The organism is Flavobacterium agricola (genome assembly GCF_025919725.1).
Taxonomy (GTDB): Bacteria; Bacteroidota; Bacteroidia; order Flavobacteriales; family Flavobacteriaceae; genus Flavobacterium; species Flavobacterium agricola.
Genome location: NZ_CP081495.1, coordinates 2185300 through 2201686, shown reverse-complemented (window position 1 = coordinate 2201686; position 16387 = coordinate 2185300). Strand labels below are relative to the sequence as shown.

14 protein-coding genes and 2 pseudogenes are annotated in these 16387 nt (G+C 33.8%); 15 read left to right on the top strand and 1 reads right to left on the bottom strand.

Annotation, left to right across the window (positions count from 1 at the left end):
* The 9 genes and pseudogenes from K5I29_RS10950 (at position 1) to K5I29_RS10910 (ending at position 6792) form a co-directional block, all read left to right on the top strand.
* Positions 1-1122, top strand: coding sequence for a beta-ketoacyl-[acyl-carrier-protein] synthase family protein (locus K5I29_RS10950; protein WP_264433308.1), 1122 nt, complete (start codon positions 1-3; stop codon positions 1120-1122).
* A complete protein-coding gene (locus K5I29_RS10945) occupies positions 1119-1718 on the top strand; it encodes a 3-oxoacyl-ACP synthase (protein WP_264433306.1) in 600 nt (199 codons plus the stop codon). Before K5I29_RS10950 ends, K5I29_RS10945 begins: the two co-directional genes overlap by 4 nt.
* A 3-nt stretch (positions 1719-1721) precedes the next feature.
* Complete coding sequence (locus tag K5I29_RS10940; RefSeq protein ID WP_264433305.1) at positions 1722-1979, top strand: phosphopantetheine-binding protein; 258 nt, start codon at positions 1722-1724, stop codon at positions 1977-1979.
* Between the two features lie 6 nt (positions 1980-1985).
* A pseudogene (locus tag K5I29_RS10935) lies at positions 1986-3180 on the top strand (beta-ketoacyl-[acyl-carrier-protein] synthase family protein).
* The gene (locus K5I29_RS10930) at positions 3180-4193 is read left to right on the top strand and encodes a beta-ketoacyl synthase chain length factor (RefSeq protein WP_264433303.1); all 1014 of its coding nucleotides are present in this window, start codon (positions 3180-3182) and stop codon (positions 4191-4193) included. Before K5I29_RS10935 ends, K5I29_RS10930 begins: the two are co-directional and overlap by 1 nt.
* 181 nt (positions 4194-4374) lie before the next feature.
* A complete protein-coding gene (locus tag K5I29_RS10925) occupies positions 4375-4713 on the top strand; it encodes a WbqC family protein (RefSeq protein WP_264433301.1) in 339 nt (112 codons plus the stop codon).
* Positions 4714-4894: 181 nt separating this feature from the next.
* On the top strand, positions 4895-5596 hold the full coding sequence (locus K5I29_RS10920) for a polysaccharide deacetylase family protein (protein WP_264433300.1): 702 nt from the start codon (positions 4895-4897) through the stop codon (positions 5594-5596).
* On the top strand, positions 5589-6215 hold the full coding sequence (locus K5I29_RS10915) for a LolA family protein (protein ID WP_264433299.1): 627 nt from the start codon (positions 5589-5591) through the stop codon (positions 6213-6215). The genes K5I29_RS10920 and K5I29_RS10915 overlap by 8 nt, the downstream gene beginning before the upstream one ends.
* Positions 6193-6792 (top strand): DUF3261 domain-containing protein, encoded by a 600-nt coding sequence (locus K5I29_RS10910; RefSeq protein ID WP_264433297.1) that lies wholly within the window; start codon positions 6193-6195, stop codon positions 6790-6792. The genes K5I29_RS10915 and K5I29_RS10910 overlap by 23 nt, the downstream gene beginning before the upstream one ends.
* A gap of 30 nt (positions 6793-6822) precedes the next feature.
* Here K5I29_RS10910 and K5I29_RS10905 read toward each other — a convergent pair whose 3' ends face one another.
* Entirely contained in the window at positions 6823-9042 is a 2220-nt protein-coding gene (locus K5I29_RS10905; RefSeq protein WP_264433296.1) for an FUSC family protein, read from the bottom strand.
* Positions 9043-9188: 146 nt separating this feature from the next.
* On the opposite strand from K5I29_RS10905, the gene K5I29_RS10900 reads away from it, so the two are divergent.
* From K5I29_RS10900 to K5I29_RS10875, 6 genes and pseudogenes are all read left to right on the top strand, one after another.
* Positions 9189-9563, top strand: a complete 375-nt coding sequence (locus K5I29_RS10900; protein WP_264433294.1) for a hotdog family protein — start codon at positions 9189-9191, stop codon at positions 9561-9563.
* Positions 9560-10039, top strand: a complete 480-nt coding sequence (locus K5I29_RS10895; protein WP_264433292.1) for a hypothetical protein — start codon at positions 9560-9562, stop codon at positions 10037-10039. The genes K5I29_RS10900 and K5I29_RS10895 overlap by 4 nt, the downstream gene beginning before the upstream one ends.
* A pseudogene (locus K5I29_RS10890) lies at positions 10039-11198 on the top strand (DUF2062 domain-containing protein). Before K5I29_RS10895 ends, K5I29_RS10890 begins: the two are co-directional and overlap by 1 nt.
* An 8-nt stretch (positions 11199-11206) precedes the next feature.
* Entirely contained in the window at positions 11207-11890 is a 684-nt protein-coding gene (locus K5I29_RS10885) for an MMPL family transporter (protein ID WP_264433290.1), read from the top strand.
* A complete protein-coding gene (locus K5I29_RS10880; protein WP_264433289.1) occupies positions 11887-14865 on the top strand; it encodes a 1-acyl-sn-glycerol-3-phosphate acyltransferase in 2979 nt (992 codons plus the stop codon). The genes K5I29_RS10885 and K5I29_RS10880 overlap by 4 nt, the downstream gene beginning before the upstream one ends.
* Positions 14852-16372, top strand: coding sequence for a phytoene desaturase family protein (locus K5I29_RS10875; protein WP_264433287.1), 1521 nt, complete (start codon positions 14852-14854; stop codon positions 16370-16372). Before K5I29_RS10880 ends, K5I29_RS10875 begins: the two co-directional genes overlap by 14 nt.
* The last annotated feature ends 15 nt before the right edge of the window (positions 16373-16387 follow it).

Below are 16387 nucleotides of genomic sequence, written 5' to 3'. Positions count from 1 at the left end.
ATGAAAAAGGTTTATATTCAGGATTTTAATTATATATCACCGCTTGGAGCCAATGCGCAAACCAATTGGGATGCTTTATTGGCTTACCAATCAGGAATTAAGAAACAACAACCTTTAGGTAATTTAGAGGCGTATTACGCATCGGTTATTGCTGATGATTTGTTGCATCAAGAATTAGAAGCGATTGATGTAAGCCATTGGCCACGCATTTTTAAAATGGCAGTTGCTGTTTTACAACCTATAATTGAAAAACATCGGGTTAACCCAGAATCTACCTTAATAATTTCTACTACAAAAGGTGATATTCGAGCTTTAGAACAAGATAATTTAGACGAAGCTTCGATTCCGTTTTTAGCCGAACAGCTTGCAAGTTATTTTGGTTTCAGAAAACGCCCTGTTATTGTTTCAAACGCATGCGTTTCTGGTGTTTTGGCTTTAGCTATTGCCAAACGAATGATTGCTACAGGTGTAATGCACGAAGTTTATGTTTTAGCGCTTGATGAGGTTACCGAATTTGTAATTTCTGGTTTTAATAGCTTTCAGGCCATGAGCATGGATGTTTGCAAACCGTATGATGTTAACAGAAAAGGTGTGAATTTAGGAGAAGCTGCTGCTGCTGCATTTGTTACAGCAGGCGAACCTACTGAAAATAGTATTGAAATTATTGGTGACGGATCTATAAACGATGCCAACCATATTTCTGGGCCTTCTAGAACTGGTGAAGGGCTATTTCAGAGCATTCAATCAGCTTTAGCAGAAGCACAAATAAACAGCTCTGAAATAGATTATATATCATCGCACGGAACAGCAACTATTTACAATGATGAAATGGAAGCTATTGCGTTTAACAGGTTGCATTTGCAACAAACGCCAGTAAGTAGTTTAAAAGGTTATTTTGGACATACATTGGGCGCATCTGGCTTGTTAGAAACTTTAGTTACCTGCCAAATGATGCAAAACAATGTTGCTTTGGCTAATTTAGGGTTAGAAACTTTGGGTGTTTCGCAACCCATTCATGTTTTGCAATCACATCAACCCCAAAAAATAAATTATGCGCTTAAAACAGCCAGCGGTTTTGGTGGCAGTAATACAGCGTTACTTTTAAAAAAGGTTGTTTTATGAGTTCATTATATATTACCCAAGTTTGTAAAATAAAAGGGCATAAAATAGTTGTAAATGATACTGTTGTTTTTGAAGATGAAACAGCCCCTGATTTAAATAGCTTTTTTAAAAATGCATATAAAAGTTTAGGCTACGATTATGCTAAATTTTTTAAAATGGATCATTTAAGTAAACTTACTTTTTTAGCTACAGAGCCTATTTTACAAAACGAATCAGATAAAAATATTGCGTTGGTATTTATGAATCGCGCTGCAAGTTTAGATACTGATTTAAAGCATCAAAAAAGCATTCAGAATAAGCAAGAATATTACCCGAGCCCGGCTGTTTTTGTTTATACCTTGCCTAATATTTGTTTGGGCGAAGTAAGTATAAAACATAAATTACAAACCGAAAGTTGTTTTTTTGTTTCAGAAAACTTTGATGCTAAATTAATGTACAGTTATCCCGAATATTTAGTACAACATAAAAATGTAAATAAAGTACTTTGTGGTTGGATTGATGTACTAGAAAATAAATACAATGCCGTTGTTTACTTAGTAGAAAAGCAAGGCGAAAAAATACATTCACGTAACGAATTAGATAAACTTTTTATATAAAAAATGGAAAATTTAAGAACAGAATTAAAAGAGAAAATTATTGACGTTTTAAACTTAGAAGATATTACAGTTGCTGATATTCAGGATACCGATCCGCTTTTTGGCGATGGATTAGGATTAGATTCTATTGATGCATTAGAACTTATTGTATTATTAGACAAAGATTACGGGATTAAGTTAACGGATCCGAAAGAAGGAAAAACAATTTTTCAGTCGGTTACAACCATGGCTGACTATATTACAACGCACCGTACTAAATAAAAAAGCATGAGCAAACGAGTTGCTATTACAGGCATGGGAATTATTTCGGCTATTGGTAACACCGTAGCCGAAAATTTTGAGTCGTTACAAAACGGTAAAATAGGGATTGATAAAATTAAGCTGTTTGAAACCCGCCATAAAGATGAAATTTTAGTGGGCGAAGTAAAACTTACTAATGCTGATTTAGAGCAAGCTTTACAATTACCCCAAAACCATACCTATACTCGTACTGCTTTGTTAGGTGCTTATGCAGTTAAGCAAGCGTTACAACAAGCTCAAATAACGGATTGTAATAACCGAAATACCGCTTTTATATCATCTACCAGCGTAGGCGGAATGGATTTTACTGAAAAATATTTTTATGAGTTTTTAGAAAATCCAGAAATTCAACGTTTTATTACTTCACATGATGCAGGGCATTCAACCCATCAAATAGCGGAATTGATAGGATTAAATGGTTTGGTTACCACCATTTCTACCGCATGTTCATCGGCTGCGAATGCCATTATGCTAGGTGCCCGATTAATTAAATCAGGCGCGCGCAGCACGCGTAATTGTTGGCGGAACAGATGCTTTATCTAAATTTACCATTAATGGGTTTAAAACCTTAATGATTTTATCTGATACGTATAATACGCCGTTTGATGCTAACAGAAAAGGATTGAACTTAGGTGAAGCTGCTGCTTATTTGGTTTTAGAAGATGAAGCTGTTGCGTTGGCAGATAATAAAGAAATTTTAGCTTATGTTTCGGGTTACGGAAATGCAAATGATGCCTTTCATCAAACTGCATCGTCAGAAAATGGCGAAGGTGCTTATTTAGCTATGGAAAAAGCTTTGGCTGTTGCCGAAATGCAACCTCAAGCAATAGATTATATAAACGTACATGGAACGGCAACGCCAAATAATGATTTATCAGAAGGTCGCGCTTTAGTGCGCACTTTTGGCAATTATGTACCACCGTTTTCATCAACCAAAGCATTTACAGGGCACACGTTAGCTGCTGCTGCTGCGATTGAAGCTGTTTACTGCGTTTTAGCAATTCAGCACCAATGCATCTTTCCTAATTTAAATTTTGAAACCCCAATGCCTGAGTTTCATTTAATTCCTGAAACCACATTTAAATCGGCAAACATACAAACCGTATTATCCAATTCTTTCGGATTTGGTGGTAATTGTTCTACTATAATTTTTACAAAATAATGGCAAAATGTTATATTAACGGAATCGGAACCATTGTAGCACAAGATGCATTATTAGCAGCTGATTTGTACATGCCTTTGACAGAACATGTAACTTTTGCAGTACAACCCGATTATAAAAGTTTAATTGCTCCGAATATGATTAGACGCATGGCTCGTGGCGTTAAAATGGGCATTTATGCGGCACAAGTTGCTTTAAATGAAGCTGAGGTTACAATTCCTGATGCGGTTATTACAGGCACAGGTTTAGGTTGTATTGAAGATTCTGAAAAGTTTTTAAAAACGATTTTAGATAACGACGAACAATTTTTAACACCAACCTCATTTATTCAATCTACTCACAATACCGTTGGGGCTCAAATTGCATTACGTTTACAATGCAAAGGTTATAATTTTACGTATGTAAACCGAGATTCGTCTTTCGAAATGGCTTTATTAGACGGATTGTTGCAAGTACAGCAAAATGAAGCGAAACAAGTTTTGATTGGTGGAATTGACGAGCTGAGCGCAGATACCATTAAGTTATTACAAATTGCCGAAATAATTCGATCGGACAAAAACACAAATGCTGCTGTTTATAGTGAAGGAGCTAATTTTTATGTTTTGTCTGAAACGCAATCAGAAGCAACTTATGCCGAAGTTTTAGATGTTGAAATTGCAAATTCGGTTTCAGATTTAAAAGCTTGGATTGACACGTTTTTAAACCGAAATAATAAAACAATTGCGCAAATTGATGCGGTAGTTTTAGGTTTGAATGCCGATTTTAGAAATGAAAGTAGTAATTCTGAAATTCTGTCTTTTTTTCCAACACAAACTATTTTACATTACAAACATGTAATTGGACAATATGATACAGCATCTGCTTTTGGTTTTGGTTTAGCTGCGCAACTTTTAAAACACCAAAAAGTTTCTAAAACCTTTGTTTATAAAGATGGAAATAACCAACCTAAATTGGTTTTGGTTGTGAATCAGAATCATGAAAAAGATTTTTCGTTGGTTTTGATACAGCGCTAAAATAAAAAAATAGCTTGTTATGCGGATTGATTCTTTAAGTTGGAATTAATCCGTTTTTTATTTTAAAAGTGTTAAAAATTAAGTTAAAATTAATATATTTAAAAATGAAATATTTCTGAAAACTTACGTTAATACTTACAAATTGTGCTGCTACAATTGATATTATTAATATACAATAAAAGTGAAAAAAAAGATAGCAATTTTACAATCTAATTATATTCCATGGAAAGGTGTTTTCGATATGATTAATATGGTTGACATTTTTGTGTTTTTAGATGATGTTGATTACACGAAAAGAGATTGGAGAAATAGAAATAAGATTGAATCTCCGAATGATGATTTATGGTTAACAGTACCTGTTGCTAATTCGACTAGAGGAACTAAAATAAATGAAATAAAAATAGTTGATGATAATTGGCAAGAAAAACATTTTCAGTCAATTAAAATGGCGTACAGTAAAAGTAGTACCTGTTGTTATTATTTTAGTATGGTATGCGTTAGAAATTATAACCAAGCTTAATAAAAGCACTAAAAGCATTATTTTGACACTGTATTATATTTGTTTTTCTTTATTTCTTTTAAAAGGATACAAATTTTTTTTAAATCCCTTAAATACTTGAAAATTCTTGACAAGAATACATTTGTATAATCAAAAACTACCCATCCTATTCTTTTTGATATCCACTGGCTATATATTCAGTTTGTATAACCTCACCTCGTTTTTGGTGTTGTTAATTTTAGCTCTTGGACTTTTAGCTTGGGCAAGTTTTGATATGCGTTTGCAGTTTTTTTTACCTGCTCGCTACAAGGGCAATTATAAAAACAAAACTATTAGCTTAACGTTTGATGATGGCCCTACCCCATTTACATTACAAGTTTTAAACATTTTAGCGAAGCATAATTGTAAGGCAACTTTTTTTTGCATCGGAAAGCAAATCGAACAATATCCCGAAATTGCAAAACAAATTGTAAAGCAAGGTCATATTTTAGCTAATCATACGTATTCACACACAGCAAAAATGGGCTTTTTAAGCACACAAAATGTGTATAATGAAATTCACAGCAATCAACAAGTAATAATCAATCAAATTGGTGTAAAACCCAATTGGTTCAGACCGCCATTTGGCGTAACCAATCCTGCTATTGCAAAAGCAATTAAAAAAAATAAATTAGTTTGTATTGGGTGGAATATCCGTTCGTTAGATACCATTAGTAAAACTTCTGAGGAAGTTTTTAATCGGGTAAAACGCAAATTAAAACCTGGCGGAATTATTCTGCTGCACGATACATCTAACCAAACCGTTGAAGCTCTGGAACAATTGTTGCTAGAAATTAAAAAGCAACAACTAACTGTTGTACCTTTGAATGAATTATTGGATTTAGATGCATACAAAAATGAATAAATTAATCGCTTTTCTGTTTTTATTTCTCATTCAGCCTTTGGCTTTTGGCCAAACGCCCTTATCACCAACCGAAATAACTGCGTTTAAAAACAAGGTTACGGCCGAATCTAACGCGCTGCAAACCTTAACCGCAAATTTTACCCAAACCAAACATATTAGTTTTTTAAACAAGCCCATAACTTCAACCGGAACCTTACATTTAAAGGCCGATAATAAGTTGCGTTGGCAATATGATACGCCAACCAAATATACTGTTGTTTTTAAAGATAAAAAGCTGTTTGTAAACAACCAAGGCAAACAAAGTTCTGTCGATTTGGCAAGCAATAAACAGTTCGAAAAAATGAGTAAGTTAATTTCTGGATCTATTAACGGGAACATGTTTAATGATGCCGATTTTAACATCTCTTATTTTAAAATTGATGCCGATTATATGGTTAAATTGGTACCTAAGGATAAAGATTTGGCCAAATATATTAAAGCTATTGAATTGTATTTTGATGCCAAAGATCAATTGGTAAAACAATCTAAAATGATTGAACCTAATAACGATTACTCAGTAATAACATTTGCAAACAAAAAAATAAATCAACCCATAAATGATTCGGTTTTTAACCTTTAGCGCGCTTTTATTTCTTTTGTTTTCGTGCAAAAGTTACCAACCCGTAACAAATTTGCAACCCAAAACGCAAATGGTTTACAATCCGTATTTTGCAAACGCTGAGCAAGATTATGTTTATAGCGCAACCATTTCTGCTTATAAACATCAGGTTTCGGGTTTGCTGGTTGTAAAAGCTTTGCCAAACGATCAGCATCGCGTGGTTTTAACCACCGAATTTGGCAATACGTTGCTAGATATTACCGTTTTTAAGGGCGGATATAATAAAAATTATGCCATGCCCGATTTGGACAAAAAAATAATTTTAAATATTTTAAGTCATGATTTGTTTATTATGCTAAACACAACCTGGCAAACGCAAGCGCAACAAATTGCAGTAGAAGAAGAAGTTTTTAAAGCAACCATTAAAAACAAAAACTACTTTTTATTTAAGAAGAATGAAGCTTTAGAGCGTATTGTTTATGCCAAACGCAAAAAAAAGGTTGCTGTACATTTTACAACTGATTCTTACCAGCAAGCAACTTCGGTGCAACTAAAACATTATAATTTCGATATTGAAATTCAATTACAAAAGCTATAAAAAAAATCCCATCAATTTGATGGGATTTTTTTATTTAATATCACGCGCTTTTTTCTCAATCTGCTCTGAAAGGTTTACCATCCAAATAAGCTGATCAATAATAAGCTGAGATTCTTCAATCTTAACTATTTTTTCTTGTTCAGAAATAGGTTGCACATCAACTTCTTCTTTTCTAATATCTTTTAAACGGCTAATATTCGCTTTAAAATCAGCTTCGCTGCCAACCGGATGTTCTACATTAGCACCAACGTGAATCAAGCTTAAATCTAAGTTATGCACAATGTTATTCACCACAATTTCAAAAGCTTTAGAAGCTTCTGTTGTTTTGTGAGATTGTATAAAAGTTCCTACGCCCGCTGTTGCAGCAACCAAGGTTTGGTTTAGCACGGCAATTTCGTACAATTCGGCACGGTTTTGCTGTTTATTTCTAGGTTCTTGCACCAAACGTTGGTACGAAGCCATTAAGTTACCAACGGCAACAAAGGCATCTTTACGCGCAATTTTGTATGCTACCGTTACCTCAGCTTTATTTATGTACAATTGTTTTACTTCGTAAATATATGCAATGGTGCTAGAAATAGATTTTTCTAGAATATCTTTTATCGATTTAAACTCCCAAAACGGCCATAAATAATTGGCTGCTAAAAATGCAATTAAGGCACCAATAAGCGTATCAATAATTCTAAAAAGCAAGCTTATTTCTGCGCCAGCATTTAAAATTCCGTAAACTAAAATAATGTACAAGGTAATAAAGGTAACGCCCACGCGGTAATCAATACTACTGTACCAATAACCCAATAACATGGCGCTTACGGTAATAAAGCTTAATGTTACCGTATCAGTAATAAAGTTTAAAATAATTATTCCTATAATGCCGCCAATAATGGTTCCAATTACCCGATTTTTAGTTCGGGCTTTGGTTAGCCCATATCCCGGACGTAAAATAACTACAATGGTTAATAAAATCCAGTATTCGTTTTTTAAATCAATCCAACGACCAATAAGCAATCCGGCTGCCATGGCAACGGTCATGCGAATGGCATATCTAAAATACGCCGATTTAAAGTTTAGGTTTTCAACCAAGGTTTCAAACGTATAATGTTCGGGGGTAAAAAACTTTTCTAAATCTTTGTATTTTCCGCGAAGCTCATCAGCATTTACACGTTCTTTATATACGCGTTCTAAACCTTTAATCTTTTCAATTTGTTTGTCCATGTAAAACAAAATGTTGTTAAAGGCAATCTGATTTTCGCTATAAGGTTCCCAGTTTTGTAGTTCGCAAAAGGCTTTAATTTTATCTTCTAAAACTTTATACTGATTGGTTAACGAATACGGAGAATGGTATTTTGCATGCAGTTTAATTGTATTTGAAAGATGCAAAATGGTTTCGTAAAAATCGTGAGTTAGATTTTTAAAGCCCAATAAAATTTCGGTGTTTTTGCCAAATTTAGCCTTAATTTCTCGATTGTTAAAAGTAATAGAAATAGCAAGCTCCATAATTTCAACTAACGAGGTTAAAGCGATTAACGATTTGCGGCTGCTATTGGAGTTAATGGTTCTGACCTTATTAAAAACCAAATATTCACGAATTTTATCGAACGATTCGTTTATGGTAATTTGCAATTCTAATTGTTGGCGTTTAATGCTTTCTACATCCGGATTTTCGGCCCAAAGCAACGATCGCAATTTTAAATATTGGGCAACCAAATCCATACAATTTGCAATTTCCATGTTAATATAACGGGAAGGCATTAAAAAGTAAAATACAATAGAAATGAATAAATAAATCATTCCCCCATAAAACATATGAATGCCGTTAGCTAACGCATCGCTTGGCGTGCTGTGATGAATAAACGATAAGCTTATGCCTAAAAGCAAGGTAAACGACATTAAAGAAGCTCTTTGTCCGTACAAAAAAATAATGGCGCTAAAAAAAACTAATATGTTAAAAACGGCAAAAAACAGCCAAAACACATCGTAAATAGAAGTAAGTAAAATTGAAATTGCCGGAATTAATACCGACGTACTAACCAAAGCAATTATTTTGTGTTTTAAGTTGCTGCTAATATCAATCGGAGCACAAAGCATTGCACCTAATGTTGCCGAAAAGGCAAAAGCAACATTTTCGTTATGATAAAAAAACAAAAACGATACCAACGCACAAAAGGTAATTTTTATGGCGTTATAAAACTGATTGTTTCCGGTTTTATATAATATTTCTTTAGATACGTTTAAATATTTTGTAAACATGAAATGGGTAAGCTTTAGAATTATAACTTTAAAAAAAAGGATAAGTATATTTTTGGTAAAAAACTTCAATTTTTAAACTTGCTGCGCATTGCTATTTCAACAAAAAATAAAAAAGTTATATTTGTCAAATATATAGCTCAATTATTATGTTATTTCCAAATTTATATCACGTAGAACAACTTTCAAAAAACGATTCCAATTTGGTTGAAGCCGTAGTGGTTTTAAATCCAGCGCACGAAATTTTTTCGGGGCATTTTCCAAATAATCCGGTTTTGCCAGGTGTTTGTATGATGCAAATTATTAAAGAAATTACAGAACAAGTTGTAGCACATAAACTTAGCTTAGTACAATCAAACAACATTAAGTTTATGGCGCTAATTAACCCCGAAGTTACACCAATTTTGCGGTTAGAATTAGAAATAAATGAAATAGATGCAGGGATAAAAGTGAAAAATACCACTTATTTTAATGATGTTACTGCGTTAAAATTATCAAGCACGTTTAAAATAGAAACGGTATGAAATTTTTACTAACTTGTATAAGTGCTTTTATGCTTTTTTTTGCAGATTTAGATTCGGCCCGCAAGCAGTTTCAATCGGCGCAAACTAATAAAACACAAGCTTTACAATTTTACCAAACAACCAACCAATGGACCACGCAAGATCCGGTTTTAATTGCATATCAAGCTGCAGGTAAAATGGTTCAATCTAAGTTTGAAAAAGGCAAACAGCAAAAAAAAGATTTATTTAAAACGGGAGCTACGCAACTTAATCAGTTAATTGCTTCGCATCCCAATCAAGTAGAATTGCGATTTATTCGCTTAACCATTCAGCAAAATACGCCAGCTTTATTAAAATACAATGCTAATATTGACGAAGATAAAGCTGTTATTTTTTCTCAGTACAAAAATACTGATGCAAAGTTGCAAACGTTTATTAAACAATATGTTGAAACCTCGAATAAGTTTACTTTAGACGAGATAAAAAAATTGAACTAATGGTAAGCCCTGCTGCAACAACTAAAATTTGCGTTTTAATTCCAACCTACAATAACGCTAAAACTTTACAACGAGTTTTAGACGGTGTTTTGCAATATGTACCTGATGTAATTGTAGTAAACGACGGCAGTACCGATGGTACCGCACAAATTTTAGAAAGCTATTCGCAAATTACAACCCTTACTTTAGCTAAAAACCAAGGTAAAGGTATGGCATTGCGTATGGGGTTTAAAAAAGCACTTGCTTTAGGTTTTGATTATGCCATTACAATTGATTCTGACGGACAACATTTTCCTTCAGATTTACCAGTTTTTATTACTGAAATAGAGCAAGCTACGCAGCCCATTTTATTAATTGGCAGCCGTAACATGAGCGATGAATCGGTGCCGAAAAAAGTAGTTTTGGCAACAAGTTTTCTAACTTTTGGTTTAAGTTTGAAACTGATATTGCCTTGTCTGACACGCAATCAGGCTTTCGAGCTTATCCATTAAAAGCATTACCAACTAAATTTTACACAACCAAATTTGAGTTTGAAATTGAAGTTATTGTGCGCACGGCATGGAACGATGTGCCGGTAAAAAATGTTCCGATTCAGGTTTTGTACGATCCTACCGAACGCGTTTCGCACTTTAGGCCCGTGACCGATTTTATGCGCATCAGTGCGCTTAATACCGTTTTGGTTTTGGTGCTATTTTGCTATATTAAACCTAAAAAGCTTATTAAGCAATATAAGTCCAAAAACTTAAAAGAGTTTATTAAAGAAGAAATTCTTTCTGTTAACGACTCGCCCCGTGTAAAAGCACTTTCTATTGCTTTGGGTGTTTTTATCGGATTATCTCCTTTTTGGGGTTTTCACTTGGCTTTATCTATTAGTTTATCTTTAGTTTTTAAGCTTAACAAAGTAATTACTTTTGCATTTTCTAACATCAGTTTCGCCCCAATGATCCCGTTTGTTTTGTTTGCATCAGTTTGGGTAGGAAATAAAATTTTTCCTTCTAAAGCAATTATTCTTAATCTGCACGATGTAAACTTTCATTCCATCAAACACAACTTACTACAATATCTTATTGGTAGTTTTACCCTAGCAACGCTTGGCGCTATTGTTTTTGGGGTAGTTAGTTATTTATTTTTTGATTTAAGAGCTAGAAGAGCCAAATAACCTTCGTAATGCATCATTTTTTTTATAAAACGTATTTATTTTTTGCTAAAAATAAAGCACTTGGTTTATTAAGTGCGTTGTTATTTTTAGTTTTTTGTGGGTATTTAGGATCACGCATTTCTTTTGATGAAAATGTGATGCGAATTTTGCCTAAAAATGAACAAGCACAATTAACCACAAAGGTGGTTCAGCAGCTCAATTTTTCTGATAAAATAACGGTTTTAATTGAAAAAGATGCGAATGCAACCTTAGATGCTGCTTTATTGCTTGCCCAAAAATTTTACGATACTATTCGTACAGATTCGGTTTATATTGAAAACGTTCAAGGTTTTATTGATCAGGAAGTTGTAGAAGAAACCTATCAATTTGTTCAACAAAATTTGCCATTATTTTTAACTGATCAAGATTATGAACAATTGGCTTTCAAGGTTCATTCAGATAGCTTAAAAAATCAGGTACAACAAAACTTTAATACGTTACTTTCTCCCAACGGATTTGTTGCCTCGCGTTACATACAAAACGATCCGTTAGGTTTAGCTTTTGTGGGATTAAAAAACTTGCAAAACCAAAGTGCAGGTTCGCAATTTATCGTCCAAAACGGTTTTGTTACCAGCGCAGATAGCACGCAAATCTTACTGTTTATTACCCCAAAAAAAGTATTGAAGACGCCCAGGTTAATACACAATTTGTGAATTATCTGACCACCATTCAAACCCAACTTAATACAGAATTCGCTAACCAAGCACAGGTAAGTTTATTTGGCGCTGCTTTGGTAGCTGATGCGAATGCACAACAAATAAAATCAGACATTTTTTCTACCATTTTGGTTTCTATGACCACGTTAATGGTTTTGTTGGTTCTGTTTTACCGCCGCATTAGTATTCCAATAATTATTTTTATTCCAACTATTTTTGCCGGAGCTTTTGCTTTGGCCATTTTGGCGTTATTAAAAACAACTATTTCTGCTATATCATTAAGTATTTCTGCTGTTTTGGTTGGAATAACAATTGATTATGCGTTGCATATTTTAACCCATTTTAAACGTCATAACGATCCGAAAGAATTATATAAAGAAATTACCAAACCTTTAATTATGAGCGCTGCAACCAATGCGGTTGCCTTTTTGTGTTTGCTTTTTGTACATAGCGAAGCGTTAATAGATTTGGGCGTTTTTGCATCTGTTGCTATTCTTTCTTCGGCTATTTTTTCCTTGTTAATTATTCCGCACATTTATAAACCTAAAACGGAGAATGCTAAAAATTCTATTGTTGATAAAATAGCAGCATATCCGTTCGAAAAAAACAAAGCGTTAATTGTTACCTGCTTGGTAGTAATTTTTATTAGCTTATTTACCTTTACTAAGGTGCAATATAACAACGATTTGGCAGGCTTAAATTTTATGCCCAATCATTTAAAAACGGTTGAAAATAAATTAGATGCTTTACTGCATAACCAAGCAAAATCGGTTTATGTAGTAAGTTACGGTACCAATTTTGATGCCGTGCTAACGCATCAAAAGCAAATAGATTCGGTTTTACAACAAGCTATTGCACAACAAAAAATAATTCAATTTACCGGTTTACAACCAGCGGTTCAATCGGAAAAAGAGCAGCATCAAGCTTTTGCAAAATGGGCCAATTTTTGGGATAAGCATAAAAATAATACAAAGAAGATTTTAGTAACTGAGGGAGAAAAATATGGTTTTTCGCTCGATGCGCATCAATCCTTTTACAACAAATTAGATGCTGGTTTTTCTGCTTTACAATTAGCCGATTATAATGCTATTCAGGCATTAGCCGTTGCAGATTTTGTAACCGAGAAAAACGGATTTATTACCAATGCAACTTTGGTTAAGTTAGATGAAGTGCATCGTGAAGCTTTTATTACTGAAATAGAAAGTTTGCCAGAAGTTTTGGTTATTGATCGCAAGCAGTTAAACGAAACGTATTTAGGACAACTAAAAACCGATTTTAATCATTTAATTGATTATTCTATTTTAGCTGTAATTGCTATTTTGTGGTTCTTTTTTAAACGATTAGAATGGGTACTTTTTAGCATGTTACCTATTGCTTTAACCGGATTAGTTACTGCCGGATTAATGGGCGCTTTTGGTTTAGAATTAAATATCTTTAGTGCAATTGTTTGTACTTTGGTTTTTGGACATGGGGTAGATTTTGCCATTTTTATGACATCGGCTTTACAAAAAGAATATACCACAGGCGCTAACGAATTACAAACTTACCGTACCTCTATTTTATTGGCTGTACTTACAACCGTTTTAGCCATTGGTGCCTTAATTTTTGCTAAACATCCGGCCTTGCTTTCTATTGCTAGCGTTTCGCTTTTAGGTGTTTTTGCTGCTGTTATTATCACCTTTGTTTTTTACCCCATGATTTTTAAAATTATGGTAGTAAATCGCGTTAAAAAAGGACTTTCTCCGTACACAATTCGTTTATTTATTTTAAGCGTTTTATTCTTTATTTTTTACGGAATCATTTCTATTTCTGTTTCCGTTTTAGGCCGATTGGTATTTTTAGTTTTACCCGTTTCTAAACAAAAAAAGCAAGGTTGGTTTAGTTGGCTTATGTCAAAATACATGACGTTAATTATCAATCTAAATCCATTTATTAAAAATAAGTTCTACAATCCGTATGGCGAAACTTTTGCAAAACCTGCTGTAATTATCGCCAATCACGCTTCGTTTTTAGATACGTTGCTTATTGGAATGCGCGTGCCAAAAATTATCTTTTTTGTGAATGATTGGGTTTGGAATTCTCCTATTTTCGGTCGTATTGTTCGTGCCGCTGGGTTTTATCCAGTTTCTAAAGGCATAGAAAATGGTGCCGAATTACTGAAAGATAAAATAGCAATGGGTTATTCTATTGTTGTTTTTCCCGAAGGTACCCGGTCGTACGATAATTCGGTTAAACGTTTTCATAAAGGTGCATTTTATTTGGCCGATCAGCTGCAGCTAGATATTGTTCCGTTTTATATACACGGACATAGCGAAGTTATGCCTAAAGGCGATTTTATTGCTTATGACGGAACCTTAAGTACCAGCGTGGGCAAACGTATTTTACATGCTGATTTAGCTTTTGGAACAACTTATTCTGAAAAGGCGAAAAATATTGCAGCGTATTTTAAAGTTGAATTTGATGCGTTGCGCTTGCAGTTAGAAGATGCAAATTATTTTAAAAAGAAATTACTTTTGAGTTATTTGTATAAAGAGGAAGAAGTAATTCAGGCCGTTCGTTCAGATTTTGAGCAAAACAAGCAAAACTACCACGCACTAAATGCTTTTTTTGGTAAAAAAGAAAAATTGATGCATTGGGCTGATGATTACGGCCAATTAGATTGTATTTTGGCTTTACAGCAAAGCACTCGAAAAATTTATACCCATATTGCTGATATAGAAAAACGTGCCGTAGCACAATCTAATTACATTTTAATACACAGAAACATTCAATATGTTGTAACACCTGTTGCCGGAATTTCAAAATTACTGATTTCTAAAACAATTGATGTAACAACTTTTGAACCAACTCAATTACAAGGTTTTACAGAAATTGTGTTGTTGTACAACCCCGATTTCAATTCGGTTTTACTACATTTAGGGTATAAAATAACGTATCAAACTTATAATATTACCCATTTTGTCAAAAATTAATGCAACAACTTTATATGACGTTCTTGTTGTAGGCAGCGGTTTAGGCGGCCTGGTTTCGGCATTGCTTTTAGCTAAAGAAGGTAAAAAGGTTTGCGTTTTAGAAAAAAACAACCAATACGGCGGATGTTTACAAACTTTTGTGCGCAACAAAACAATTTTTGATACCGGTGTGCATTACATTGGTGGTTTGCTACCCGGACAAAATTTACACACCTATTTTTCATACCTGGGCATTATGTCAGATTTGAAACTGCAACAATTAGATGTCGATGCGTTTGATTGGGTTTGTTTTGAAGATGATACAACACGTTATCCATTAGCACAAGGTTATGATAATTTTGTAAAGCAATTATCTCCATTTTTTCCAGATCAAGAAAAAGCGTTAAAGCAATATGTTGCAGATATTCAAAATATATGTGCGCAATTTCCGCTATATAATATGCAAGCAGAAGGACAATACGATGCAGCTATTTTTAGCCTTTCGCTCGCATCTTACTTAGAACAACTTACAACGAATAAAAAACTACAAGCCGTTTTATGCGGAAATAGCTTTTTATATGCAGGTTATAAAAATACTCCGTTTTATATGCACGCATTAATTATGAATTCGTACATACAAAGTGCGTTTCGATGTTTAGGCGGAGGCAGCCAAATTACACGCTTGTTGGTGCAACAATTACGCAAACATAAGGTGGAGCTTTTTAAACATGCCGAAGTGCTTGGTTATGAGGTTAACGAAGGTGAAATTAATGCTGCAGTGTTAAAAAACAATGTAAAAGTGCACGCAAAAGCGTTTATATCCAATATTGATCCAAAAACTACGTTGCATCAAGTAGGTTTAAATCAGTTTAAAAAGGCATATAGCAATCGTATTTTAAGTTTAGAAGATACGGTAGCGTCATTTACTGTTTTTATTCAGCTAAAACCCAATTCGGTTAAATACGCAAATCATAACATTTATTTACATGTTTCAGAAGCGGATTCGTTACAAATAGTTCCAATCAATCAAAAGTTTTCTAAAATGGTTTTGGTAATGAGCGCATCTAAATCAAATCCTGCCTTTGCAGAAAGCATTTGTATTTTAACTTATATGGATTTTGATGCGGTTAAAAACTGGAAAACAACTAAAAATACGGTAGCTAACCCAAGTTTGCGTGGTACAGCTTACGAACAAGTTAAAACCGATATAACCCAGGTGCTGCTTAAAAAAGCAGAAACAATAATTCCGGAATTAAAAACGGCCATAACATCCGTGCATACCGCTTCTCCCCTTTCTTACCGCGATTACATTGGCGGTAACCAAGGCAATTTATACGGTCCGGTAAAAGATGCAACCCAACCTTTGCGTCATTTTATTGCGCCACAATCTAAAATTAAAAATCTTTATTTTACGGGGCAAGGCGTAAATATGCATGGTATTTTAGGCGTTACCATTGGTGCTGTTGCAACTTGTAGCGAAATATTAGGTAAAAATTATTTACTAAATAAAATTAATGATCAGATTTAAAGAAATACAAATTGG

Excerpts from the sequence above, each read along its gene's own strand:
- K5I29_RS10950 (WP_264433308.1), top strand. The coding sequence starts at position 1 with ATGAAAAAGGTTTATATTCAGGATTTTAATTATATATCACCGCTTGGA.
- K5I29_RS10945 (WP_264433306.1), top strand. The coding sequence starts at position 1,119 with ATGAGTTCATTATATATTACCCAAGTTTGTAAAATAAAAGGGCATAAA.
- K5I29_RS10940 (WP_264433305.1), top strand. The coding sequence starts at position 1,722 with ATGGAAAATTTAAGAACAGAATTAAAAGAGAAAATTATTGACGTTTTA.
- K5I29_RS10930 (WP_264433303.1), top strand. The coding sequence starts at position 3,180 with ATGGCAAAATGTTATATTAACGGAATCGGAACCATTGTAGCACAAGAT.
- K5I29_RS10915 (WP_264433299.1), top strand. The coding sequence starts at position 5,589 with ATGAATAAATTAATCGCTTTTCTGTTTTTATTTCTCATTCAGCCTTTG.
- K5I29_RS10910 (WP_264433297.1), top strand. The coding sequence starts at position 6,193 with ATGATTCGGTTTTTAACCTTTAGCGCGCTTTTATTTCTTTTGTTTTCG.
- K5I29_RS10905 (WP_264433296.1), bottom strand. The coding sequence starts at position 9,042 with ATGTTTACAAAATATTTAAACGTATCTAAAGAAATATTATATAAAACC.
- K5I29_RS10900 (WP_264433294.1), top strand. The coding sequence starts at position 9,189 with ATGTTATTTCCAAATTTATATCACGTAGAACAACTTTCAAAAAACGAT.
- K5I29_RS10895 (WP_264433292.1), top strand. The coding sequence starts at position 9,560 with ATGAAATTTTTACTAACTTGTATAAGTGCTTTTATGCTTTTTTTTGCA.
- K5I29_RS10885 (WP_264433290.1), top strand. The coding sequence starts at position 11,207 with ATGCATCATTTTTTTTATAAAACGTATTTATTTTTTGCTAAAAATAAA.